This is a genomic window from Chromobacterium fluminis, from assembly GCF_011602385.1.
Lineage (GTDB): Bacteria > Pseudomonadota > Gammaproteobacteria > Burkholderiales > Chromobacteriaceae > Chromobacterium > Chromobacterium fluminis.
Genome location: NZ_JAAOMA010000015.1, coordinates 32,978 through 57,212, shown reverse-complemented (window position 1 = coordinate 57,212; position 24,235 = coordinate 32,978). Strand labels below are relative to the sequence as shown.

At 62.9% G+C, this 24,235-nt stretch carries 16 protein-coding genes and 1 tRNA gene; 10 read left to right on the top strand and 7 right to left on the bottom strand.

Translation table 11 applies throughout. The features are described from left to right. Positions 1 to 69: 69 nt before the first annotated feature. Positions 70 to 597 (bottom strand): TIGR00645 family protein, encoded by a 528-nt coding sequence (locus tag HA052_RS12280; protein WP_081550985.1) that lies wholly within the window; start codon positions 595 to 597, stop codon positions 70 to 72. Between the two features lie 229 nt (positions 598 to 826). Between HA052_RS12280 and rimO the strand changes: the two genes are divergently transcribed. Then, complete coding sequence (rimO, locus tag HA052_RS12275; protein WP_166452142.1) at positions 827 to 2,152, top strand: 30S ribosomal protein S12 methylthiotransferase RimO; 1,326 nt, start codon at positions 827 to 829, stop codon at positions 2,150 to 2,152. A 60-nt stretch (positions 2,153 to 2,212) separates the two neighbouring features. Here the strand turns inward: rimO and hypF are convergent, their stop codons facing one another. Beyond that, positions 2,213 to 4,504 (bottom strand): carbamoyltransferase HypF, encoded by a 2,292-nt coding sequence (gene hypF / locus HA052_RS12270; protein WP_166452141.1) that lies wholly within the window; start codon positions 4,502 to 4,504, stop codon positions 2,213 to 2,215. Between the two features lie 368 nt (positions 4,505 to 4,872). Between hypF and HA052_RS12265 the strand changes: the two genes are divergently transcribed. Further along, positions 4,873 to 7,368, top strand: a complete 2,496-nt coding sequence (locus tag HA052_RS12265; RefSeq protein ID WP_081550981.1) for an EAL domain-containing protein — start codon at positions 4,873 to 4,875, stop codon at positions 7,366 to 7,368. A gap of 58 nt (positions 7,369 to 7,426) precedes the next feature. Here HA052_RS12265 and serS read toward each other — a convergent pair whose 3' ends face one another. Further along, positions 7,427 to 8,713, bottom strand: coding sequence for a serine--tRNA ligase (gene serS, locus HA052_RS12260; RefSeq protein ID WP_166452140.1), 1,287 nt, complete (start codon positions 8,711 to 8,713; stop codon positions 7,427 to 7,429). A gap of 26 nt (positions 8,714 to 8,739) precedes the next feature. Next, positions 8,740 to 10,056 (bottom strand): replication-associated recombination protein A, encoded by a 1,317-nt coding sequence (locus HA052_RS12255; protein ID WP_166452139.1) that lies wholly within the window; start codon positions 10,054 to 10,056, stop codon positions 8,740 to 8,742. A gap of 163 nt (positions 10,057 to 10,219) precedes the next feature. Here HA052_RS12255 and HA052_RS12250 point away from each other — a divergent pair, with 163 nt between their 5' ends. From HA052_RS12250 to HA052_RS12235, 4 genes are all read left to right on the top strand, one after another. Continuing rightward, complete coding sequence (locus HA052_RS12250) at positions 10,220 to 10,750, top strand: GNAT family N-acetyltransferase (RefSeq protein ID WP_166452138.1); 531 nt, start codon at positions 10,220 to 10,222, stop codon at positions 10,748 to 10,750. 239 nt (positions 10,751 to 10,989) lie between these two features. Then, entirely contained in the window at positions 10,990 to 11,622 is a 633-nt protein-coding gene (locus HA052_RS12245) for a helix-turn-helix transcriptional regulator (RefSeq protein WP_166452137.1), read from the top strand. A gap of 126 nt (positions 11,623 to 11,748) precedes the next feature. Further along, a complete protein-coding gene (locus tag HA052_RS12240) occupies positions 11,749 to 13,065 on the top strand; it encodes an SLC5/6 family protein (RefSeq protein WP_166452136.1) in 1,317 nt (438 codons plus the stop codon). A 65-nt stretch (positions 13,066 to 13,130) separates the two neighbouring features. Continuing rightward, positions 13,131 to 14,447 carry an L-cysteine desulfidase family protein gene (locus HA052_RS12235; protein ID WP_166452135.1) on the top strand — a complete coding sequence of 439 codons (1,317 nt, stop codon included), beginning with the start codon at positions 13,131 to 13,133 and terminating at the stop codon, positions 14,445 to 14,447. 349 nt (positions 14,448 to 14,796) lie between these two features. On the opposite strand, the gene HA052_RS12230 is transcribed toward HA052_RS12235, so the two are convergent. Beyond that, positions 14,797 to 14,881 (bottom strand) — tRNA-Leu (locus HA052_RS12230). 166 nt (positions 14,882 to 15,047) lie between these two features. On the opposite strand from HA052_RS12230, the gene HA052_RS12225 reads away from it, so the two are divergent. From HA052_RS12225 to HA052_RS12215, 3 genes are all read left to right on the top strand, one after another. Next, positions 15,048 to 15,737 (top strand): Bax inhibitor-1 family protein, encoded by a 690-nt coding sequence (locus tag HA052_RS12225; RefSeq protein ID WP_166452134.1) that lies wholly within the window; start codon positions 15,048 to 15,050, stop codon positions 15,735 to 15,737. A gap of 594 nt (positions 15,738 to 16,331) precedes the next feature. Beyond that, on the top strand, positions 16,332 to 18,122 hold the full coding sequence (locus HA052_RS12220; RefSeq protein ID WP_166452133.1) for a S8 family peptidase: 1,791 nt from the start codon (positions 16,332 to 16,334) through the stop codon (positions 18,120 to 18,122). A gap of 2 nt (positions 18,123 to 18,124) precedes the next feature. Next, the gene (locus tag HA052_RS12215; RefSeq protein WP_166452132.1) at positions 18,125 to 18,595 is read left to right on the top strand and encodes a serine protease external chaperone; all 471 of its coding nucleotides are present in this window, start codon (positions 18,125 to 18,127) and stop codon (positions 18,593 to 18,595) included. A gap of 48 nt (positions 18,596 to 18,643) precedes the next feature. Here HA052_RS12215 and HA052_RS12210 read toward each other — a convergent pair whose 3' ends face one another. Both HA052_RS12210 and pta read right to left on the bottom strand, forming a co-directional pair. Continuing rightward, positions 18,644 to 20,128 (bottom strand): methyl-accepting chemotaxis protein, encoded by a 1,485-nt coding sequence (locus tag HA052_RS12210; protein ID WP_166452131.1) that lies wholly within the window; start codon positions 20,126 to 20,128, stop codon positions 18,644 to 18,646. Between the two features lie 204 nt (positions 20,129 to 20,332). After that, entirely contained in the window at positions 20,333 to 22,426 is a 2,094-nt protein-coding gene (gene pta, locus HA052_RS12205; protein ID WP_081545896.1) for a phosphate acetyltransferase, read from the bottom strand. A gap of 672 nt (positions 22,427 to 23,098) precedes the next feature. On the opposite strand from pta, the gene HA052_RS12200 reads away from it, so the two are divergent. Continuing rightward, positions 23,099 to 24,208: an aromatic ring-hydroxylating oxygenase subunit alpha gene (locus tag HA052_RS12200; RefSeq protein ID WP_166452130.1), complete on the top strand. Its 1,110-nt coding sequence runs from the start codon at positions 23,099 to 23,101 to the stop codon at positions 24,206 to 24,208. Positions 24,209 to 24,235: the final 27 nt, after the last annotated feature.

Here is a 24,235-nt window from a genome sequence, read left to right as displayed (position 1 = left end):
CAAGGCGTGACAAGGCGTTGCGCTTGACGACGCCGTTTTAGCGTCGTATCGCGCGCCGCTCCGCGGTTCCTAGTGCTTGCTTTGCATTAGCTTGTCGGTCCAGGCCATCACCAGCGCGGACAGCAGGAAGGTGCAGTGGATCACCACCTGCCACATCACGCCCTGTTCGGTGAGCGGATTGCCGGGGCTGCCCAGATTGGACGCGCTGATAAAGGTTTTCAGCAGGTGAATGGAGGAGATGCTGATCAGCGCCAGCGACAGCTTGGTCTTCAGCACGCCGGCGTTGACATGGGACAGCCATTCCGGCCGGTCCTCGTGGGTGTTCAGGCTGTCGATCTTGGAGACGAAAGTCTCGTAGCCGCCCACCACCACCATGATCAGCAGATTGGCGATCATCACTACGTCGATCAGGCCCAGCACGATCAGCATGATCTGGGTTTCCGTCATGCTGGAGGCGTCGGCGACCAAGTGGATCAGTTCGAGCAGAAACTTGTAGACATACACCCCTTGGGCGACGATGAGCCCAAGGTAGAGCGGAGCCTGCAGCCAGCGGCTGGCGAAAATCAGGGACTCCATGCGTGAAACGAGAATTTTCATATTGGTATGGTGTGAGGGGTTGACGGGCTCTGGCCTATATGGAGGCGTCGGATTTTACTATCAAGTGAGGTCTGAAAGGGGAGCGTTGCTTGCCGGCGTCCGCATCCTGCCCGGCGCGGGGCCGGCGAAAACGAATCAACGAGCCCGCGAGCCCAACCCCTCGCAACGCTGCGCATCGCCTGTCAAATCGTTGTATACTCTCGCGTTTTTCTTCAGCAAGGCCATCATCATGGCAGACAAGATTCCAAGTATCGGCTTCGTGTCGCTGGGCTGTCCCAAAGCCTCCAGCGACTCCGAGCAGATCCTGACCCGCCTTCGCGCCGAAGGCTACGATATTTCCGGCAGCTACGCCGGCGCCGACCTGGTGGTGGTCAACACCTGCGGTTTCATCGATTCCGCCGTGGCCGAGTCTTTGGACGCGATTGGCGAAGCCTTGAACGAGAACGGCAAGGTCATCGTCACCGGCTGTCTGGGGGCCAAGGGCGACGTGGTGCGGGACGCGCATCCGTCGGTCTTGGCCGTGACCGGCCCGCACGCCACCGACGAGGTGATGAGCGCGGTGCATGCCCATCTGCCCAAGCCGCACGATCCCTTCGTCGATCTGGTGCCGGACATCGGGGTGCGGCTGACGCCCAAGCATTACGCGTATCTGAAGATTTCCGAAGGTTGCAATCACCGTTGCACCTTCTGCATCATTCCGTCCATGCGCGGCGATCTGGAAAGCCGGCCCATTCACGATGTGCTGCGCGAAGCGGAGAATCTGGCCAAGGCCGGAGTCAAGGAAATCCTGGTGATCTCGCAGGACACGTCGGCTTACGGCGTGGACACCAAGTACAAGCTGGGCTTCCACAACGGTCGTCCGGTGAAGACTCGGATGACCGAGCTGTGCGAGGAACTGGGCCGCCACGGCATCTGGGTGCGTCTGCACTACGTCTATCCGTATCCGCATGTGGACGAGGTGATTCCGCTGATGCGCGACGGCAAGATCCTGCCCTATCTGGACATCCCGTTCCAGCACGCCAGCCAGAAGGTGCTGAAACTGATGAAGCGTCCGGCCAATAGCGACAATGTGCTGGCGCGCATCAAGAAGTGGCGCGAGATCTGCCCGGAACTGGTGATCCGCTCCACCTTCATTGTCGGCTTCCCTGGCGAGACCGAGGAGGACTTCGAAGAACTGCTGACCTTCATCCGCGAGGCGGAGCTGGACCGCGTCGGCTGTTTCACCTATTCGCCGGTGGAAGGCGCGACTGCCAACGATTTGCCGAACCCGGTGCCGGAAGAGGTGAAGGAAGCGCGCAAAGAGCGTTTTATGGCGGTGCAGGAAGAAATCAGCGCGCGTCGCCTGGAGCGCCGAGTCGGCCAGACCATGCAGGTGTTGGTGGACGAGATCGACGACGAAGGCACGGCGATTTGCCGCAGCTACGCGGATGCGCCGGAGATCGACGGTCTGGTGTTCGTTGAGGACGCCGCTGGCATGCGCGCGGGCGAGTTCTATTCGGTGAAGATCGTCGATTGCAGCGAGCACGATCTATGGGGCGAGCGCCTATCGTCCTGATCCGCCGACAAGAGCCGGTATGCGCGGCGCGTCGCCCTTGGGCGACGCGCCGTTGTCATTTCAGCTCCGGCGCAGCAGGCGCTGGCGCGCCACCCAGGCTTGGCCCAGGCTCAGGCCGCCGTCGTTGGGCGGCAGCTGTTCCGCGGTCAGCGGGCGCAGGCCGGCCTGTTCCAGCCGCGGCAGCAGTTGCGCCATCAACTGGCGATTGCCGCAGCAGCCGCCGGCCAGCGCCACGATGCGGGTGCCGGTGGTGCGCGCCGCCTTGATGGCCCAGTCCGCCAGCGCGGCGGCCAATGTGGCGTGCCATAGGCTGGCGATGGCTTGGTCGTCGTCCAGTTGACACAGATGGCGCGCCAGCGGCGTCAGGTCAAGCAGATTGGCTTGGGTGCGCCAGCCGCCGGCCAGCGGCTCCGCGGGTTCGGCCTGAGCCTCCAGTCTTTGCGCGGCTTCGCTTTCGAAGGTTTCCACCCCGCATTGGCGGGTCAGGCCGGCGACGGCGCCGAACCAGCGGCCCAAGCTGGTGCTGTCCTGGCAGTCTCGGCGGATAGAGAGTTGCTTCTCCAATTGTTGAGCGCCGGGCTGGGATGCCAGCCGAGGCGGCAGCGGTCCCAGGTCCAGGGTTTGCCATAAGGCCACGGCGAGTTTCCAGGGCGGCAGCCGGCTGCGTCCCACGCCAGGCAGCGGCAACGGCGAGATATGGCCGATGCGTTCGCAGCTGTCGCCGTCCACCAGCATCATTTCACCGCCCCAGGCGCCGTTGTTGTGCCCCAGGCCGTAGCCGTCCAGCGCCAGGCCCAAAGCCGGCTCCGCCACGCCGTGTTCGGCCAGCACCGCGCCCAGGTGGGCGTGATGGTGCTGAACCCGGATCAGCGGCACTTCCCATTGTTTGGACAGGTGTTCGGCCAGCAGGCTGGAGTAGGTACCGGTTTCCAGATCGCAAGCCACCGCCTGCGGAGCGACGCCGGTGAGGTCGAGCAAGTGATCGGCCGCCTGTTGCAGCGCCTCGCAGGTTAGCGGGTGGTTGAGCGCGCCGATGTATTGCGACACGAAGGCGTCCTTGCCGCGCAATACGGTGACGGTGGCCTTCATATAGGCGCCCAGCGCCAGCACCGGCGGGCCGTCCAGTGCCAACGGCACCGGGTCCGGCACGAAGCCGCGCGCGCGACGGAACAGCAGCGGCCGCCGCCGCTCCAGCGACACCACGCTGTCGTCGCAACGAGTGACGATGGCGCGGTTGTGCAGCAGAAAGACGTCGGCTACCTGATTCAGCCGTTCGCGCGCCTCTTGATTGCCGGTGACGATAGGTTCGCCGGACAAATTGGCACTGCTCATCACCCATAGCCGCGAACAGGGCTGACGCAGCCAACTGGTCCCGGGCGGACGGCCCAGCGCTTCGTGGAACAGCAGCCATTGCAGCGGGGTATAGGGCAGCATCACGCCCAGAGCCGACAGGCCGGGCGCAATGTCCGGCAGCAGTTGGTCGGCTTCGGGTTTTTTGTTCAGCAGCACGATGGGGCGCTCCGGGCGTTGCAGCCAGGCGGCTTCTTCTTCGCTGACGTGGCAGAGCGCGCGAATGGACTCCACGTTCAAGGCCATGATGGCCAGCGGTTTGCCGGGACGGTGTTTGAGCTGGCGCAGCCGCGCCACCGCCGCCGGGCTGGCCGCGTCGCAGACCAGATGGAAGCCGCCCAGGCCTTTCATCGCTATGCTGCGGCCCATATTGAGGATTTGCACCGCGCCCACGATGGGGTCGCCGTTCAGACTCTGGCCAAAGCGGTCGGTCAGCTGCAGCTTGGGGCCGCACACCGGGCAGGCGGTGGGTTCGGCGTGAAAGCGGCGGCTGTTCGGGTCAAGGTATTCTTGGCGGCAGACCGGACACAGCGGAAAGGCCAGCATGCTGGTGTTGGCGCGGTCGTAGGGCAGCCGGTGGGTGACAGTGTAGCGCGGCCCGCAATCGGTGCAGTTGATGAAAGGAAAGCGGTAGCGGCGGTCGCCGGGAGTGAACAGTTCTTCCACGCAGCGCGGACAGGTGGCGACGTCGGCCGGCAGCCTGGCGTGGGTGACCGCGCCGCTGCTTTCCTCGATTTGAAAGCGCTGTTCTGTGTCGCGCAGCGGAATGTCGCGTTCCTGCAGCGCGTCGATGTGGGCCAGCGGCGGCAGGCGGGTTCGCAGGGCCTGGCGGAAGGCGCTCAGCGCCTGCGCATCGCCTTGGAGTTCCAGCGTGACGCCTTCTCCGCTGTTGCGGACAAAGCCGGTGAGGCCGCATTCGCTGGCCGTGCGCCAGATGAAGGGACGGAAGCCGACGCCTTGAACCCGGCCCTGAACCGATAGGTGGATGCGTTGTTGGCTCATGGTGCTTGTGTCGCTGTGTGGGTGGTTGGGCTGACTATGCGCATTGCCGCCGTTCCAAAAAGTGCATTTGCTGCGCTGCGCAATACCTTTGTCATTTTCGTGGCGAGTTTAAATTCGCCGATTCTGTCGTCAGCCTAGCAGCCGCGCTCCGCATCGCGCCTTGTCCTAGATCATGTATATGAGTATTTGACGATTTACTGAATGCAAAAGGAATGCCTTAAGGAATAAGCCGGTGGGACCTGAGGGGCGACAAGAAGCCTAGATGCCGCTGCGGGGCGGGGCTGTTGCAATCCGACTACATGACGGCGATTTGCATCGTTATAATGCCATTTGGAATTTTTCCGTGAATAGCCCGGGTTGGATTGTTAATGTATTGCTTAAAACAGTGTATAAAAGAAATCTCTACCCCGGATATCCTGGCGTGCGCGGCGGATACGTCGCTGGCGGAGGCGGCGCGGCGCATGCTGCTGGCGGGCTGCGGTTCCATCGTGGTGCAGGACGAGGCGGGACGACCGCTGGGGATTTGGACCGAAGCCGACGCGTTGGCGCTGGACCGGTTGGACGGCGTGGTCGGCATGAGGCCGGTGGGCGGCGCGATGAGTACGCCCTTGGTGGTGCTGCCGCATAATCTACCGGTGAACGAGGCGGTGGTCCTGTTCCGCGAACGCGGCATCCGCCATGCGCTGGTGGAACAGGCTGGCGAGATGTGCGGCGTGGTGTCACTGACCGATATCGTGTTGAGCCAGGGCAGCGAATCCTTTCTGAGCGTGCGGCGGGTGGTGGCGGACCGTGCCGCGCCCTTATGTTTGCTGGGCGCTCAGGGCTCGCCTGAAGAGGCGCTGGCCTTGATGCGGCGTCAAGGCGCCACGGCTTTGGCGGTGAGTTTCGACAACGGGGACTACGGCATCCTGACCTTGCGCGATCTATTGAGGCTACTGGCCGAGGGACGCGCCCCGGCGACGCTGGCCGAAGCCTGCTCCTGGCCGCTCTTGGGCGTGCGCGAGGGCAGCAGCCTGTTGCAAGCCAGGCAGTTGATCCTGCAGCACAAGATTCGGCATCTGGCGGTGTACGACGCTGATGGAAGGCTGCTGCAGTTGCTGGGGTTCCGCGACATCATCCAGTTGGTGGAACAAGAGTTTTTGCAGGAGCTGCATTCCGCCTTGCGCGAGCGCGACGATGCGCTGCTGCATTCGCGGCGCAGCCTGCTGCTGGCGGACAAGGTGTTCGAATCAACGCTGGAAGGCATCCTGATCACCGACGGCAACGGGGTGATCCAGATGGTGAATCCGGCGTTCAGCCGCATCACCGGTTATAGCAGCCAGGAGGCCCTGGGCCGCACGCCCGCCTTGCTCAAATCCGGTCGGCAGCCGGCGGATTTCTATCAGAAGCTGTGGCAAAGCCTGAAAGAGAACGGGGTCTGGCAGGGCGAGGTGGTCAACCGCCGCAAGGGCGGCCTGTTGTACACCGAGCACCTGAGCATTACCGCCATCCGCGACGCGGACGGCGAATGCCTGCATTACGTGGCGGTGTTTTCCGATATCACCCAGCGCAAGCAGTCCGAGGAGCGGCTACATTTTCTGGCCAATCACGACGCCTTGACCGGCTTGCCCAACCGGACCCTGTTCCTGGAACGGCTGCAGGAGGCGATAGAGCGGGCGCAACCGACGCGGGCCCAATTCGCGCTGTTGTTCGTCGACCTAGACCGCTTCAAGCTGGTCAACGATACGCTGGGTCATCATGCCGGCGACGAATTGCTGGTGCGCATCGCCTCGGTGCTGCTGCAGTACGCGCCGCCGCACTCCACCGTGGCCAGGTTGTCCGGCGACGAGTTTATCCTGCTGCTGCCGGTGGTGGAGCGGGTGACCCAGGTGGCGGCGCTGGCGCAGCAGTTGCTGGACGGCGTCACCGAACAGTCCGGCCTGACCGGCCACGAGCTGTTCATCTCGGCCAGCATAGGCATCAGCATGTATCCGGAGGACGGGGTCAGCGCGGACGCCCTGTTGGTGAACGCGGACTCGGCGATGTACCAGGCCAAGGAGCGCGGCAAGAACAATTTCCAGTTCTACACCTCGGACATGAACGCGCGGGCGATGGAGAGGCTGAAGCTGGAGTACAGCCTGCACCGCGCGCTGGCGCAGGAGGAGCTGGAGGTGTGGTATCAGCCCAAGGTGGAATTGGCCACGCGGCGGGTGGTAGGGGCCGAGGCCTTGCTGCGCTGGCGTCATCCCGAACTGGGACTGATGGCGCCCGCCAAGTTCATCCCGATCGCCGAGGACGGCTCGCTGATGGTGCCGATGGGCGAGTGGGTGCTGGACACCGCTTGCCGAGACTGGGCTCAGTGGCATGCCATGGGCCTGGAGCCCGGCCGCATCGCGGTCAATGTGTCCGGTCGCCAGCTGAAATACGGCAGCTTCGCCGACACGGTGGCGTGCACGCTGCGCCGGCATGGCCTGGATAGCGGCGAGTTGGAGCTGGAGATTACCGAGAGCGTGGCGATGGACGAGGATAGCGGCATGGTGGAGGCTTTGCAGCGGCTGCGCGAGTTGGGCGTTTATTTGTCCATCGACGATTTCGGCACCGGCTATTCCTCGCTGTCCTATTTGAAGCGGCTGCCGGTCAAGGGCTTGAAGATCGATCGTTCCTTCATCATGGACCTGCACCATGACGGCGACGACGCGGCCATCACCAGCGCCATCATTTCGATAGGACGCAGCCTGGGGTTGGAACTGGTGGCCGAGGGCGTAGAGCTGGAGTCGCAGCGTGATTTCCTGCTGCGGCAGGGCTGCCGGCTGGGCCAGGGCTATCTATTCAGCAAGCCGCTGCCGCGAGCGGAGTTCGAAGCGTTGCTGGCGGCGCGGATGTGAAAAACGGCGCCCGCAATGGGCGCCGTTGTCTTGTGTCGGACTTAAGCCCGGCTCGAGTTTAACCGCCGATTTTGTCGCGGCCGCCAAAGTAAGGCCGCAACACCGCCGGGATGGTCACGCTGCCGTCGGCGTTCTGGTAGTTTTCCAGCACAGCCACCAGAGTGCGTCCCACCGCCAGGCCGGAGCCGTTCAGCGTGTGCACCAGTTGGTTCTTGCCGTTTTCGTCCTTGTAGCGCGCCATCATGCGGCGCGATTGGAAGGACTCGCAGTTGGAGCAGCTGGAGATTTCGCGATAGGTGTTCTGCGCCGGCAGCCAGACTTCCAGATCGTAAGTCTTGGCGGCGCCGAAGCCCATGTCGCCGGTGCACAGCGTGATCACACGGTAGGGCAGTTCCAGCGCCTTGAGGATGTTTTCGGCGTGGCCGACCATTTCCTCCAGCGCAGCGTAGGAGTCTTCCGGCTTCTCGATGCGCACCATTTCCACCTTGTCGAACTGGTGCTGGCGGATCATGCCGCGGGTGTCGCGGCCGTAGCTGCCGGCTTCGGAGCGGAAGCAGGGCGAATGCGCGGTCAGTTTCAGCGGCAGCTCCTCGACCTTGAGGATGCTGTTGCTGACGGTGTTGGTCAGGGTGATTTCCGAGGTGGAGATCAGGTACTGGTCCACATTGCCTTCTTCGCCGCCCTTGGTCACCTTGAACATGTCCTCGGCGAACTTGGGCAGCTGGCCGGTGCCCAGCAGCGCGCTGTCATTGACGATGTAGGGGGTGTAATGCTCGATATAGCCGTGATCGCCGGTATGGGTGTTCAGCATGAACTGGGCGATGGCGCGGTGTAGTCGGGCGATGTCGCCCTTGAGCACGGTGAAGCGCGCGCCGGACAGCTTGGCGCCGGTGTCGAAGTCCAGGCCCAGCGGCGCGCCCACGTCGACGTGGTCTTTGACTTCGAAGTCGAACTGGCGCGGCGCGCCCACGCGGCGCACTTCCACATTGTCGTTTTCGTCCTTGCCCGCCGGCACCGATTCGTGCGGCAGGTTGGGGATGGACATCAGCCAGGCGTCCAGCTGCTTTTGCACCGCGTCGAAGCCTTGTTCGGCGGCTTTCAACTCATCGCCCAGCGTCGCCACTTCGGCCAGGATGGCTGACACGTCTTCGCCCTTGCCCTTGGCCACGCCGATCTGCTTGGAGGAGGCGTTGCGCTTGGCTTGCAGTTCCTGCATGCGGGTTTGCAGGGATTTGCGTTCGGATTCCAGCTGATTGAAGGCTGTGGTGTCCAGGGCATAGCCGCGGCCGGCCAGACGGGCGGCGACGGCTTCGATGTCGTTGCGAAGCAGATTGATGTCGAGCATGGTTAGGTTGGTCCTGTTTCTTTCACTTATTCGGAGTCTTGCCGGGCGTCGTCGTCGAGCTGACGCAGGAAATCCAGCTTGTCCCTTATTTTGCTTTCCAGTCCGCGCGGAGTCGGCTGATACCAGCGCATGTCCTCCAATCCTTCCGGCAGATAGGTCTCGCCGGCGGCGTAGGCATGGGGTTCGTCATGGGCGTAACGGTATTCGTGGCCGTAGCCCAACTCCTTCATCAGCCGAGTGGGCGCATTGCGCAAGTGTACCGGCACCGGCCGGGATTTGTCCTGCTTGATGAAGGCGCGGGCCTCATTATACGCCTTGTAGCCGGCGTTGCTCTTGGCGGCGATGGCCAAATACAGCGCGGCTTGAGCCAGCGCAAGTTCGCCTTCCGGGCTGCCCAGGCGCTCATAGGTGGCGGCGGCGTCGTTGGCGATCTGCATCGCGCGCGGATCGGCCAGGCCGATGTCCTCCCAGGCCATGCGCACCAGCCGGCGCGCCAGATAGCGCGCGTCGGCGCCGCCGTCCAGCATCCGCGTCAGCCAGTACAGCGCCGCGTCCGGATTGGAGCCGCGCACCGATTTGTGCAGCGCGGAGATCTGGTCGTAGAAGTCGTCGCCGCCCTTGTCGAAGCGGCGCGCGTTGACGGTCAGCACTTCGGACAGGAAGTCGCGGTCTATCTGGCCGGTCTTGCGGGCGTAGGCGGCGGTGCGGGTCTGCTCCAGTAGGTTGAGGAAGCGGCGGGCGTCGCCGTCGGCGTAGCCGGTCAGGGTGTCGATGGCGGCGTCGTCGAAGCTCAGTCCCTCCAGCGCGCCGTTGGCGGCGGCGCGTTCGAACAACTGGCGTAGCTCTTCCTCGTCCAGGCTATTGAGCACATAGACCTGAGCGCGAGACAGTAAGGCGGAATTGACTTCGAAGGAGGGGTTTTCCGTGGTGGCGCCGATAAAGGTCAGCAGGCCGGATTCGACGAAGGGCAGGAAGGCGTCCTGCTGGCTCTTGTTGAAGCGGTGCACTTCGTCGACGAACAGAATGGTGTGGCGGCCGGAGCGCTGTAGCGCGGCATGCGCGCGCTCCACCGCCTCGCGTATGTCCTTGACGCCGGAGAACACCGCCGACAGCGGGATGAACTCGGCGTCGAAGCTGGCGGCGAGTATGCGCGCCAGCGTGGTCTTGCCTACGCCGGGCGGGCCCCACAGAATCATCGAGTGCGGGGTGCTCGCTTCCACCGCCAGCCGCAGCGGCTTGCCGGGGCCGATCAGGTGCCGCTGGCCGATCACCTCGTCGAGGCGGCCGGGACGCAGCGCCTCAGCCAGCGGTTTTTTCGGTTCATTGGCAAACAGATCGTTCATGGCGGGGTTCTGCGGCGGGGAAAATCAAAGCGACAGTATATCAGTTGATCCGCCGGGCGCGGCTGCCGCGCGGATTTGTTGCGGTGCAAAAATCTGGCGAGGACGGGGGATTGCTGGCAAATTGTTTCCATCGTCATGAGACGGGGAATAAAGGGGATAAACAATGCAAGCCATGGATACCGGCCGTCTGATTCTGCGGCCCTTCGACGAAAACGACCTGGACGCTTTTTACCGGCTCGGCACCGTGGCCGAGGCCATCCGCTATGTCGGCAATACGCCCTTCGGCTCGCGCGAACAGGCCTTGCAGGCGATGCGCGACGGCCCGCTGGCGGACTACGAGCGGTACGGCTTCGGCCGGCTGGCTTGCGTGTGGAAGGACAGCGGCGAGGTGATCGGTTTCAGCGGCCTGAAATACATGGCGGCGGTGGGGGCGGTGGAACTGGGCTATCGACTTCTGCCCGAGTATTGGGGCCTGGGCCTCGCCACCGAGTCCGGCCGCGCCTGTCTGCGTCTGGCGCGGGACGTCTACGCGCTGGATAGGCTGGTAGGCTTGGTGCACCCCGACAACGCCGGGTCCGCGCGCGTGCTGGGCAAGCTGGGCTTTGCGGTGGAGGGGCAGGTGCGTCTGGACTTCATTCCGGACACGCCGGTGGATTTGTTCGTCAGGGGGTTGTCGGTGGATGAGGCTTTGTGACTTTTAAAGAGGGAAGCGCTCTGACCTAGCTGTCCGGCGTTCAACTCCGTAAAGGCCGGACGGCCGTTTCTATATTGTGTAACCCGCTATTTTGGCGGGTTTTTTTCATGGCGCGCCGCGTAGGCGGCAGGCGGCGGCCTGAATGGGTTTGACGCGCATCAAATGCGCTCGTGGTTGCGCATGACATGGATGAATGGTGATGCATAGAATCTCGCCGTGATAATTTTTTTGTCATCGCCATGAAACTGCAACTAGACGCCGAAGTGCTCGCCGATTTCGTGTCGGCCCTGTTGGGGCCGGACAGCGAGGTGGCTGTGCATGATCTGTCCGATCCCAGCGCCTCGCTCAAAATCATTCGCAATGGGCACGTATCCGGCCGCAGCGTCGGCGCGCCGGCCACTGACCTCGCCTTGAGCATGGCGCGGGAGTGCTCGGTCAAGGGAGGAGAGAACTATCGGCTGAACTACCGCAGCAAGACCCGAGGCGGGGTGTCGCTGCGTTCGTCCACCCTGGTGATCAAGGACGAGGCCGGCCGCGTGCAGGCCATGCTCTGCGTCAACTCCGACGACAGCCGCTACAAACGCGCGCTGGAGGCGGTGCAGGCTCTGCTGCCGGCGGAGCTGTCTCACGACTCGCCTCAGGAAACCTTGTCGCTAGGCATCGATGATGTTGGCGTGGGGATTATGCAAGGCGTGCTGGAGCAATACGCAATCGATCCGACGCGCTTGTCCGGCGATGAAAAACTGGAGGTGATCAGGGAGCTGAATCAGCGGGGCTTGTTCTCTATCCGCGGATTCGTCGGCAAGGCTTCGCAGGCGCTGGAGATTTCCGAACCCACTCTTTACCGCTATCTGAAGCAGTGTCGCGACTGAGGGCTTCCGATACGCGTCCGAGAATCCCTTCCCGCGCTGTTGGCGCAGCGCAGCGGGGAAATTCAAGCATCCGGTTGGCGCCGGAGGGCTTGAGACAGCAGATGAACCACTAAAGGAACAACGAGTATGGACATCACCCAAGTGGGCGTCAAGCCCAGGGCCAGCGCTGCCGAGCGCGCGGGCATGAGCGAAGCGGAATGGCGGGAGGCGGTGCGTTTCGACGGCACCGACCGCGGTTGGGTCGTGATGAGCATAGGCATGGCGATAGGCGCCGGCATTGTTTTTCTGCCGGTTCAGGTGGGGCTGATGGGCTTGTGGGTTTTCCTGCTGTCGTCCGTCATCGGCTATCCGGCGATGTATTTGTTTCAGCGCCTGTTCATCAACACCCTGGCGGAGTCCCCCGAGTGCAAGGACTACCCTAGCGTGATCAGCGGCTATCTGGGCAAGAACTGGGGCATTCTGCTGGGGGCGCTCTACTTCATCATGCTGGTGATCTGGGTCTTTGTGTATTCGACCGCCATCACCAACGACAGCGCCTCCTTTCTGCACAGCTTCGGCGTCACCAAGACCTTGCTGTCCGCCAATCCCTTCTATGGCTTGGGCCTGATCTGCCTGCTGGTGGCGCTGGCCTCCCGCGGCGAGCAACTGCTGTTCAAGATTTCCACCGGCATGGTGTTGACCAAGCTGGGCGTGGTGGCGGTGCTGGGCCTGGCCATGGTTTCGGAATGGCGAATGGTCAATGTGGGCGCTTTCCCGTCCCTGGGCAGCTTGGTCAAGGACGCTATCATCATGCTGCCGTTCACCTTGACCTCCATTCTGTTCATCCAAAGCCTGAGCCCGATGGTGATTTCCTACCGCGCGCGGGAAAAGTCGCGCAAGGTGGCGCAGTACAAGGCGATGCGGGCGATGAACATCGCCTTCGGCATTCTCTTCGTTACCGTCTTTTTCTATGCGGTGTCCTTTACTTTGGCGATGGGGCACGAGCAGGCGGTCAAGGCCTCGCATGAAAACATTTCCGCTTTGGCCATGGTGGCCAGCAGCATGCCGGGCGATATGGTGAAGCTGTTCAGCCTGATCCTGAATATTTTCGCGGTGATGACCGCGTATTTCGGCGTTTATCTGGGCTTCCGCGAGGCCTGTCAGGGCCTGGCGATGAATCTGCTGCGCCGGGCGATGCCGGAGGAGCGCATCCGTACCGAGTGGGTGGCCAAGGGCATCATGGTGTTCACCGTTTTGCTGTCCTGGGGCGCCATCGTGCTGAACGCCCCGGTGCTGAGCTTCACTTCAATCTGCAGCCCGGTCTTCGGCCTGGTGGGCTGCTTGATCCCGGCTTATCTGGTTTACCAGGTGCCCTTTCTGCACAAATACAAGGGCGCCGCGCTCAAGATCATCATCGCCACCGGCCTGTTGCTCTGCGTGTCGCCGTTTCTGGCTTTCTCCTGATTTTCGCCGCCGGCCCGCTTTGTGGCGGCGGCAAGGCATTTATTTGATTTGAAAGCGTAATCATTATGTGTACACCAACTCTCAATACCGATTTGTGGCCGAAGTTCGTCAAGGCGGCGCGCGCGGAAGTGGCGCCGGCGCTAGGCTGCACCGAGCCGATTTCATTGGCCCTGGCCTGTGCCATCGCCGCCAAGACGCTGGGCCGCGCGCCAGAGCGCATCGAGGCGCGGGTTTCGCCCAATCTGATGAAAAACGGCATGGGCGTGACGGTGCCGGGCACCGGCGCGGTGGGCTTGCAGATCGCCGCCGCGGTGGGCGCGCTGGGCGGCGACCCGGACGGCAAGCTGGAGGTGCTCAAGGGTTTGAGCGGTGAAACGGTGGACGCGGCCAAGCGCATGCTCGCCGAGCATCGCGTGACGCTGAGCATCGCGGACGTGCCCAACATCCTGTATTCGGAAGCCCGGGTTTTCGCCGGCGATGAGACGGCGCGGGTCTGCATCGCGGACTCTCATACGAATGTGGTGCTGATCGAGCGCAATGGCGCGGCGTTGTTCCGCGCTGAACTCGACATTTCCGGCCAGGCCGGCGCCGCGTACGACTTTTCCGACGCGACGGCGCGGGATGTTTACGACTTCTCCACCCAGGCGCCGCTGGAGACCATGGACTTCATCCACGAGGCAGCCACGCTGAACGAGGCGCTGTCGCGAGCGGGCATGGGGGGGCAGTTTGGCCTGCACATCGGCGCAACACTGCACAAGCAAGTGAGCGCCGGTTTGCTGTCGGACAATCTGTTGACCCGCATCCTTACCCGCACCACGGCGGCGTCCGACGCCCGCATGGGCGGCGCCACCCTGCCGGCGATGAGCAATTCCGGCTCCGGGAATCAGGGCATTGCCGCCACCATGCCGGTGGTGGTGGTGGCAGAGCATGTCGGCGCCGACCGCGAGGCGCTGACGCGGGCGCTGATGCTGTCTCACTTGATGGCGATTTACATCCACGCCCGGCTGCCCAAGCTGTCCGCGCTGTGCGCGGTCACCACCGCGTCCATGGGTGCGGCGGCAGGCATGGCCCATCTGTTGGGCGGTGGCTACGCGGTGGCCGGCATGGCGATCTCGAGCATGATAGGCGACCTGGCCGGCATGATCTGCGACGGCGCGTCCAATAGCTGCGCGATGAAGGTGTCCACCTCGGCCGGCTCCGCCTACAAGGCGGTGTTGATGGCGCTGGACGGGGTGTGCGTGGCCGGCAGCGACGGCATCGTCGAGTGCGAACTGGACGCCTCCATCGCCAACCTAGGCAAGCTGGCCAGCCAGGGCATGGTGCAGACCGATGTGCAGATTCTGAAAATCATGATGGACAAGCAAACCGCCGCCAGCGCCTGATCCCCTTGCGCTGAATCCAACGCCCTCGACGCGCCGCCGCCTTCGAGGGCGTTTTTCATGGCGTGCGTTTGCTGGCCCCGAGAGCGTGTTTACGCTCTTGCGAGCTAAGGCGAAAACGGCAGAGAAAGCGGAGTGTACAAACGGTGCATGAGCATTTTGAGCTTGTTCTTAACGACGTATCGCTGAAGCGCAGCAGGTTTTGAACAGATCCTGAGGAACGGTTTGGAGCGTGGGCGGGACAAAGATAATGCAAGATAAACGGAAAATAGCGTGTTCAGCCGAGTCGCTTTGCTATTGCGGGAGGTGGCTTAGCCGAAGCGTTTTCGAGAGGTATGGGTGCAATCAGGGTTGGTGCGAAAGGAGAGACTCGAACTCTCACGCCTTGCGGCGCTGGAACCTAAATCCAGTGCGTCTACCAATTCCGCCACTTTCGCTTTGATGCCGCTTGCAAATTAGATCGACAGCCCTCATTTGCAAGGGAGTGCAAGAATACCCGAAGCGCTTTCCCGGCGCAAGCCGGGCCGCCGGGAAACTTATTGCCACGGCGGCTGTCACTGTCGGTACAATTTGATAAAAATCCCTTTGGAGAAAGGCTTAATTATGCACCCGAACCTTGAGACGGCCTATCAGACGACCGGTATGGCCGAGGTACGCCATAAGGTTCTTCGCAATACTTATGGTTTGCTGGGCCTGTCGATGATTCCCACCGTGATGGGAGCCATTGTCGGCACCAATATGAATTTCGGCTTCCTGGCCGGCAGCCCCATCATCGGCATGTTGGCGATCCTGGCCGTGTTCTACGGTCTGGTGTTCGCCATCGAGAAAAACCGCTACAGCTCGGCCGGCGTGTTCCTGATGCTGGGTTTCACCTTCCTGATGGGCTTGCTGTTGGGGCCTTTGTTGCAACTGGCGTTCAAGTTTTCCAACGGCGGCCAGCTGATTATGACCGCGGGCGCGGCCACCGCGCTGGTGTTCTTCGTGATGGCGGGCATCGCCACCACCACCAAGCGCGATCTGACCGGCCTGGGCAACTTCCTGACCGTGGGCGCCATCGTGCTGATGGTGGCGGTGGTGGCCAACATCTTCCTGCGCATGCCGGCCTTCCAGCTGATGATCTCCGCGGCTTTCGCCTTGTTCAGCTCGCTGATGATTCTGTGGCAGGTCAAGGTGGTGGTGGACGGAGGCGAGGACAGCTACATTTCCGCCGCGCTGTCGATCTACATCAGCATTTACAACCTGTTCACCAGCTTGCTGCAACTGTTGCTGGCCTTTGCAGGCGAACGCGACTAAACCCCGCGTCGGCATCGTCTTCCAATCAAAACGCCCCGTCCGGGGCGTTTTTTATTTGTTCCTTTTTCTTCTCTTCCTTAGCGCTTCTGTCTGACAAATCCTGACGTTCATCTCCGAGCCTGGCGGTGTTTAGGGCGGCTGGCCGTTGCGCCATCGCGCTGCGGTAATTATTGGATGTCTCATGCTAAGCGGTTGATTTTGACACCCTTTCCCTTGTTTTGTTGCTTTCATTTGTCATATTTGAGAATGGGAATTATTGCATTTTGTATTATGAAATTTTTATATACGATAAAAATAAATAGGACTTTGGCATTTTTGATTTTGATGGTTCACTGCTTGGGCGGACGCCGCTTGGGCCGGCCGGAGCGCGGTGATGGAGGCCGCCTAGGCGGCCCGGCGCGAGCGCCGACGCAGGTTCGCCGCATGGCGCCCGGAGCAGGGCGGTTAGTGTTCCGGGTTTGGGCGCCGGCGAAGAACCGAGGATTTCACCGCCGCTGGCAGGCGGCGGTGAATGGCCGAGAGCGATGGGGTGGCAGCCCCGGACTCGCGGCGGTTGTTCTCTATCGACAGCAGTTTCGACACTTAGGAGATGCAATGCGTATCCATATCACGGTGGGCGCGGTTTCGCTGGCCCTGGCGTCCCTGGCCGGTCAGGCCGCAACGCCCTTGCAAGCGGGAGATCCGCTGGTGTCCCAGCAATGGTTCCTGCAAAACACGGGGCAGAACGCGTTCTCGCAGCGCGGCGGCGTGGCCGGCATCGATCTGAACTTGGCGCTCAGCCATTCGCGCAGTATCCAGGGGCGCGGCGTGACGGTGACCGTTATCGACGACGGCCTGGAGATCCGCCACCCGGACCTGGCTGGCAATGTGGTGCCCGGCTCCAAGAACCTGGCCAACAATAGCGACGATCCGACCCCCAGCGCGGCCACTGACAGCCACGGCACGGCCGTGGCCGGCATCGCCGCCGCGGTGGGCTTCAACAATCTGGGCGGCCGTGGCGTGGCGCCGGCGGCCAGCTTGAACGGCTTCAACTGGCTGAAGGCGCAGACCACCGCCGGTTGGATGCTGTCGCACGGCAAATCGCCGAGCGACGGCGCCGGCCAATCGTCCACCAGTTCCCGCGTGTTCAACCAGAGCTACGGCAGTTCGGCGATCCGTTCGATTCCGGGCAATCCAGACACCGATATGACCTTGCGGGTGCGCGACGAGGCGCATGAGGACGTTAGCCTGCGCAGCAACGGCGGCAAGGGCGCGGTGTTCGTCAAGTCGGCGGGCAACGCCTACGTCAGCTTTCAGTCCGGCTCGGACAATGACGGCAAACCCACCTATGTCTTGGCCAAGGCCGGCAACGACGGCCTGCCGATTCAGGATTCCAACCTGACCACCGACAACAGCAACTACTGGAACGTGGTGGTGTCGGCGCTGAACGCCGACGGCGTGCGCTCGTCTTACTCCTCGGTGGGCGCCAACGTGCTCTTGACCTCCCCGGGCGGCGAGTACGGCACCGCTAGTCCGGCGATGGTGACCACCGACCTGGTGGGTTGCGACCGAGGTTCCAACTCCACGCTGCGTCCGTCCACCAATCAGTTGCACGGCGGCACTGCGCTGGACCCGAACTGCGATTACCGCGGCACCATGAACGGCACTTCCGCCGCGGCGCCGGCGGCTTCCGGGTCGTTCGCTCTGCTGATGTCGGCTTATCCCAACCTGAGCGCGCGCGATGTGCGCGAGCTGTTGATCAAGTCGGCGCGCAAAGTGGACGCCAACCATGCCGGCGTGACCCTGGCGTTCAAGGACGCCAAGGGCGGCGCACACAGCTACCAGGCTTTGCCGGGGTGGCAGAACAACGCCGCCGGCCTCGCTTTCCATCCGTTCTACGGCTTTGGCCTGATCGATGTGGACAAGGCGGTGGAGCTGGGCCGCACTCACAAGCCGCTGGCGGCGCTGGAGAAAACGCGCTGGCAGACGGTGTCGGTGATGAAGGCGATTCCGGACGCCAGCGAGGCTGGGTTGGACAGCGCGTACACCCATGCCGAGGATTTGACGGTGGAAGCGGTGCAGGTGCTGGTGGACGCCAAGCACGGCCGCGCCAACGACCTGGCGGTGGAGCTGATCTCGCCGGCCGGCACCCGCTCGGTATTGCTGTCGCCGCGCACCGGCCTGGTGAACGAGAGCTACGGCCTGAACCAGCAGCGCCTGTTGTCCAACCACTTCTACGGCGAATCGGCGCGCGGCCAATGGCGGCTGCGCGTGATCGACACCAACGGCGCCGAGTACTATTACGACTACCGGAACGCTCAGGGCCAGAACACGCTTAGCCTGCCCAACGCCACCGGCACTCTGCGGTCTTGGTCCATCCGCTTCATCGGCCACAAAGGAGCATAACGATGAAACATTCCCTGATTCTGGCCGGCCTGCTGGCCTTGGCCGCCGGCGCTCAGGCCGCCGACGTTCCGTCCTTCAAGCAGAAGCCGAGCGGCCAGCCGCTGGTGATCAACGGCAAGACCTATTACAAACAAGCGGCGCCGGCCGGCAAGCTGCCGCAAGGCGTCAGCGCCCGCTCGGCGACGAGCGACGGCGGCGTGACGCTGAAGCGCGGCGACGTGTTGCGTTCCGAAGGCGAGCTGGCTCCGTCCAGAGTCAGCGGCGTGGTGATGGTGAAGCTGGCTTCGCCGCGCGACGAAGCCGCGGTGGCGCGCGACCACAGCCTGAGCGTGCGTTACCGCACTCAGAGCGTGGTGGTGTTCGACGCGCCGGCCCAGGTCGAATTGCTGTCCTTGCAACAGCGCCTGTCCGCGGACAAGCGGGTCAAGCAAGTGCAGTTGGAGGTGTTCAGTAATAGCGAGTTGCCGCAGTAAGGGCGTTCGCTTGTCCAAAGGACGACGCCGGCCCAAGGCCGGCGTTTTTCATGCCACGGCGTTTTGCGTTTGAAGGTGGCGGGTGTTTTGGCCCAGATCCACCAGCAAGCGGTCCAGCCGGGCGATGGCGTCCGCGATGGCCTGGGTTTCGCCGGACAGGCTGCGGGTGGATTCGCCCACCGCGGTGATGTCGTTGGCGAACTGGGCGAAGCCGCGGTTTTGATTGGCTTCCGCCTGCGACATCTGACTGAGCAGGCTGGCCAGCTCGCCGGTTTCGCCTATGATGCCGGACAGCTTGCGTTGGGCGTCCAGCGAGTTGTCGCGGCCCGCCTGCATCTGCTGATTGCCGTCCCGCATCGCGACGAGCGCCTGATTGGTGCCGTCGACGATCAGCCGGATTTTCTGCTCTATGTCCAGGGTGGCGTTTTGAGTGCGCTCGGCTAGTTTGCGCACCTCGTCGGCCACCACCGCGAAGCCGCGGCCCAGCTCGCCGGCGCGCGCCGCCTCGATGGCGGCGTTGAGCGCCAGGAGGTTGGTCTGGTCGGCGATGTCGCGGATCAGTTGCACGATGCCGCTGACTTCGGCGCTGCGCTCGCCCAGTTGCTCCAGCCGGCCCGAGGCCAGCGCAATCACCTCGCCGGCCTTGCTTAGCTGTCGCACCGCCTGGTCCATCGCCTCGCCGCCGCCCAAGGCCGCCTGGCCGGCGGTGTGCGCCAGCTGAGTGGCGGTCACCGATTGCTCCGCGTTCTGGCTGGTGACCACCGCCATCTGCTGGGCGATCACCACCATGTCCTCGGAGCGTTCGCGCTGGCTGGCCATGGTTTCGGCCATATTGCCGGTGCTGCCGGCGATATCGCGGCTGGCGCTGGAAGCGGCCTGGATGGACTGGGTCAACTGAGCCATCAGCTGCCGCATCGCCTGTTGGGCTTGCTCCGCCTCGCGCCGCGCGCCTTCCAGTTTCTCAAAGCTTTTGACCTTGGCCTTGTCGAAGGCCAGCGCCAGAGCCAGCACCACCAGGGACAAGCCGGCCAGAGACTTGGCCTGCAGCTTGGGGATTTCGGCGTGGGGGATCGGATTGGCGGGCAGCAGTCCCTGGGCGCTCAGCCACAGGAACAGGCCGATGGCGGCCGCGGTCAGCGCCAGCCAGACCATGCCGGAGACGCGGGTGGCGACGAAGACGGCGGTGAAGGGAATGGCGGCGAACCAGACAATGCTGGTGGATTGGATGCCGCCGTTGACGTAGACCATCCAGCACACCATGGCGTACATGCAGCTGGTGATGAATTCCGCGCTGAAGCGCACCGCGCCGCTCAGCTTGAGCAGCAGCGGCCCCAGCAGCAGGCCCAGGCCGCCTAGCGCGATGCCGGCGGCCATGGCGCGATGGCCCAGTTGCAGGTATTCGATGGCGAACAGCGGCGCCACCAGGCCGGCCAGCAGGCCGACGCCGACGACGGTGCGGCCGCGGATCGCTTGTTCCGGGGATAGGCGGACGCGGTCCGGGATGAACCATTCGGTGATGGTTTGAATCGACATGGAGTGTCCCTCTGATGCGTTGTAGACGCGGCTGCGGACGCAGCTTGTTGTTGTGCGGCTCTTATGGCGCTCCAATGTAAAACAATTGTTTGAATTAACGCAATGGCATGACCTGGCGGGGCGGCAAAGGGGAGGGGCGGTGTTGCGCGGAACGGCGAAACCGCCTGCCTGGCGGCAGGCGGTTGGGAGGAGAGCGGGTTCAGTTCAAGCGGACTCGCCTTGCTCAGCCTGCAGCGCGGTCAAGGCAATGGTGTAGACAATGTCGTCCACCAGCGCGCCGCGCGACAGATCGTTGACCGGCTTGCGCAGGCCTTGCAGCATCGGGCCCACCGACACCACGTTGGCCGAGCGCTGCACGGCTTTGTAGGTGGTGTTGCCGGTGTTGAGGTCCGGGAACACGAAGACGGTGGCGCGGCCGGCCACTTCGCTGTCCGGCGCCTTTTGGCGGCCCACCGACTCCACGCTGGCGGCGTCGTACTGCATCGGGCCGTCTATCATCAGGTCCGGGCGTTTTTCCTTGGCGATGCGGGTGGCTTCCCGCACTTTCTCCACGTCCGAGCCACTGCCGGAAGAGCCGGTGGAGTAGGAGATCATCGCTACCCGCGGCGGAATGCCGAAGGCGGCGGCGGAATCCGCCGACTGGATGGCGATGTCGGCCAATTGTTCGGCGTCCGGGTCCGGGTTCACCGCGCAGTCGCCGTAAACCAGCACTTGCTCCGGCATCAGCATGAAGAACACGCTGGAGACGATGCGGGCGCCCGGCGCGGTCTTGATCAGCTGCAAGGCCGGGCGGATGGTGTTGGCGGTGGTGTGCACCGCGCCGGACACCAGGCCGTCCACTTCGTCCAGCGCCAGCATCATGGTGCCCATCACCACATTGTCTTCCAGTTGCTGCTCGGCCATCGGCGCATTCAGGCCCTTGCTCTTGCGCAGTTCCACCATGGGCGGCACGTAACGGCCGCGAACCTCGTTGGGATCGATGATTTCCACCGACTCCGGCAGCGTCACGCCCTGGGCTTCCGCCACTTGCAGGATTTCGGCGCGCTGGCCGATCAGCACGCAGCGGGCGATGCCTTTCTCGTGGCAGATGGCGGCGGCCTGGATGGTGCGCGGTTCGTTGCCTTCCGGCAGCACGATGCGCTTATTGGCCTTGCGCGCTTTTTCCATCAGCTGGTAACGGAAGGCCGGCGGCGGCAGGCGCAGTTCCTGCGGCGTGCCGATGTATTGTTTCAGCGGTGCCACGTTCAGGTGCTCTGCGACGAATTCGATCACGCGCTCCATGCGTTCGCGGTCGTCGGACGGCACTTGCAAACTCATATTATTGAGCGCGCTGCTGGTGTCGAAGGTGTTGGATTCGCTGGCCATCACCGGCATGCCGCCGGTGAAGGCCTGCTGGCACAGCAGCATGATGCGCGGGTCGGGCATCGAATCGCAGGTCAGCAACAGGCCGGCCAGCGGCACCCCGTTCATCGCCGCCATCGCGGTGGCCAGTACGATGTCCTCGCGGTCGCCCGGCGTGATGATCAGCGCGCCGGGCTTGAGCAGGTGCACGATATTGGGCACGGTGCGAGCGGTCACCACCATGGTGCGCACGCGGCGGCTGGTCAATTGGCCGGCGTGCAACAGCCGCGCCTTCAGATGATTGGCCACGTCCAGGGTGCGCGGCGCCAGCAGTTCCGGCTCGTGCGGGATGGCGCCCAGCATCGGCAGCCGTGCCTTCTTCATCAAGCTGCCGCTTTCCAGCACCTCGGTGGCGATGTCCTGAGCGTTCTGGTCCTTGGGCACCCGGTTGAGGATGTAGCCGGCGATCTGGCCGCCCTGGCCGCCGCCAAAAGCCTGAATGCTCATTTCCAGCTGCTCGGCGATCTCATGGCTGGCCAGGTTGTCGGCGGCGCTGACCAGGATGGTCTGCGCTTGCAGATTGCGTGCGATCTTGGTGTTGAGGAAGGTGGAGAACACTTGTTTCTGGTCCGGCACCAGGCCTTCCACCAGCACCACGTCCACCTGATTGGCCGCCTGTTGGTACAGGCTGACGACTTCTTCCATCAATTGATCCACCTGGCCCTTGGACAACAGGCGTTCCACCCGCTCCATCGGAATTGGCTCCGGCGGATTGAGCCGGCAGATGGCGCGGGCGAAATGGGTGGAGCGCTCCGGCTCCTTGGGGTCCGCGCCCTGGGCGATGGGTTTGACGAAGCCGACGCGCAGGCCGGCTTGCTCCAGACTGTGGATGGCGCCCAGCGCCACCGAGGTCAGGCCGGCGTTGAAGCCGATGGGAGCGAGGAAAAAAGTTTGCATGTTTTCAGAGGCTTTCCTGTGACGCGCGGGGGGAATGGGCGCGAACGACGGTCCGGCACCGACCGAGCGGTGTCGCAGGCTGCAGGCGCGTGGCGCGATGAGTCGTTAAATTGGGCATTTAGGCAAAAATCAGCGGTTTTGTCGCCATTGATCCCAAGCTTGCGGCCGTGGCGGCGAGGATGGATTCCCTCTGCGGCGGGCGCGGCTTTTCAATCGGTATAGCATTGCCGGAAGCTGGCGTCAGCGCTGCGGCGCTACCGGCGAAAAACGTGGCTGCGCCTGCTTTTACGGGGCAAGCATTGTAACTGACGGCATATCGGCTACAGTCCAGATGGGGCCGCGGCTCAAAGCCGGACGGAGGCGATGACGACGATTATAACATCATGAATTAAGCGACTCTAATATTGCATTGCAGCGTGAATGCTAAATCTTTGATTCCTATCAAAAATATTATTCTAAGTATGATTTGGATATGGCAAGCTGATGTTTTTACGCCAAAAACCCGCTTCCGGCAGAGAGGAAAGGCTTGCCCCGGTGGGGGGGCGGGGGCATAATCCGCCCCTCTGTCGCAAGGTTCGGCCTTGTTTTTGTTGATTGTTTTTGATAGTCCCGCAAACTCGTTTTAAGCGAGATTCGGCTGGTCTTATATCTTCTACCGGAGGTGTGGGAATAATGTCTGATCTGGCTTCCGCGCAGTTGCTTCAAGCATCTGCTGCCCAGCTACCCGTCTATACCTATTTTGATCCCGCCTATTACGCTCAGGAACAGCGGCTGCTGTTTGGAGACGCGCCCATCTACTATGGCCATGAGCTGATGACGCCCAACGCCGGCGATTATCAGACCCTGGAGTGGATGGGCCACGGCAAGATGCTCAAGAATGTGGATGGCCGGATCAAGCTGATCTCCAATGTGTGCCGTCATCGCCAGGCCGTTATTTATAAAGGCCGCGGCAACGGCAATCATATCGTCTGCAATTTGCATGGTTGGACTTACGACGCCGAAGGCACTTTGCTGGGCGCGCCGCATTTCCCGGAGACGCCGTGTCTGAAGTTGAACCAGACCGAACTGACGTGTTGGAACGGCCTCTTGTTCGACGCGCGCCGTAATGTGGCGCGCGACCTGGAAAACCTGGGCGTGGCCAAACATATGAGCTTTGACGGCTACGCCTACCATTCCAGCCATCTGACCGAGTACGCCTTCAACTGGAAGACCTTCATCGAAGTGTATTCCGAGGATTACCACGTCGATCCCTTCCATCCCGGCCTCGGCAATTTCGTCGATTGCGGCGATCTGAAGTGGGAGTGGGGCGCTCAATACCATGTACAGACCGTGGGCGTGAAGAATCAGTTGGCGACCTCCGGCTCCCGCGTCTACGGCAAGTGGCACGAGGAAGTCCGCCGCCGCTACGCCGATCAGCAGCCGGAGTTCGGCGCCATCTGGCTGACCTACTACCCCAACATCATGGTGGAGTGGTATCCGCATGTGCTGGTGGTTAGCGTGGTGATGCCGCGCGGGCCGGAGCAGTGCACGGTGTTGACCGAGTTCTACTACCCGGAGGATGTGGTGTGGTTCGAGCCGGAGTTCATCGAGGCGGAACAGGCGGCTTATTTTGAAACCGCCAAGGAAGACGACGAGATTTGCTACCGGATGCACGAAGGCCGACGCGCCTTGTGGCTGCGCGGCGAGAGCGAGGTGGGGCCTTATCAATCGCCCACCGAAGAAGGCATGCTGCACTTCCACGAGTTCTATCGACGCAAGATGGGCGAGGCGCCGGCTGGTTAAGCGACGGCTTGCAGTGTCATAATGCAA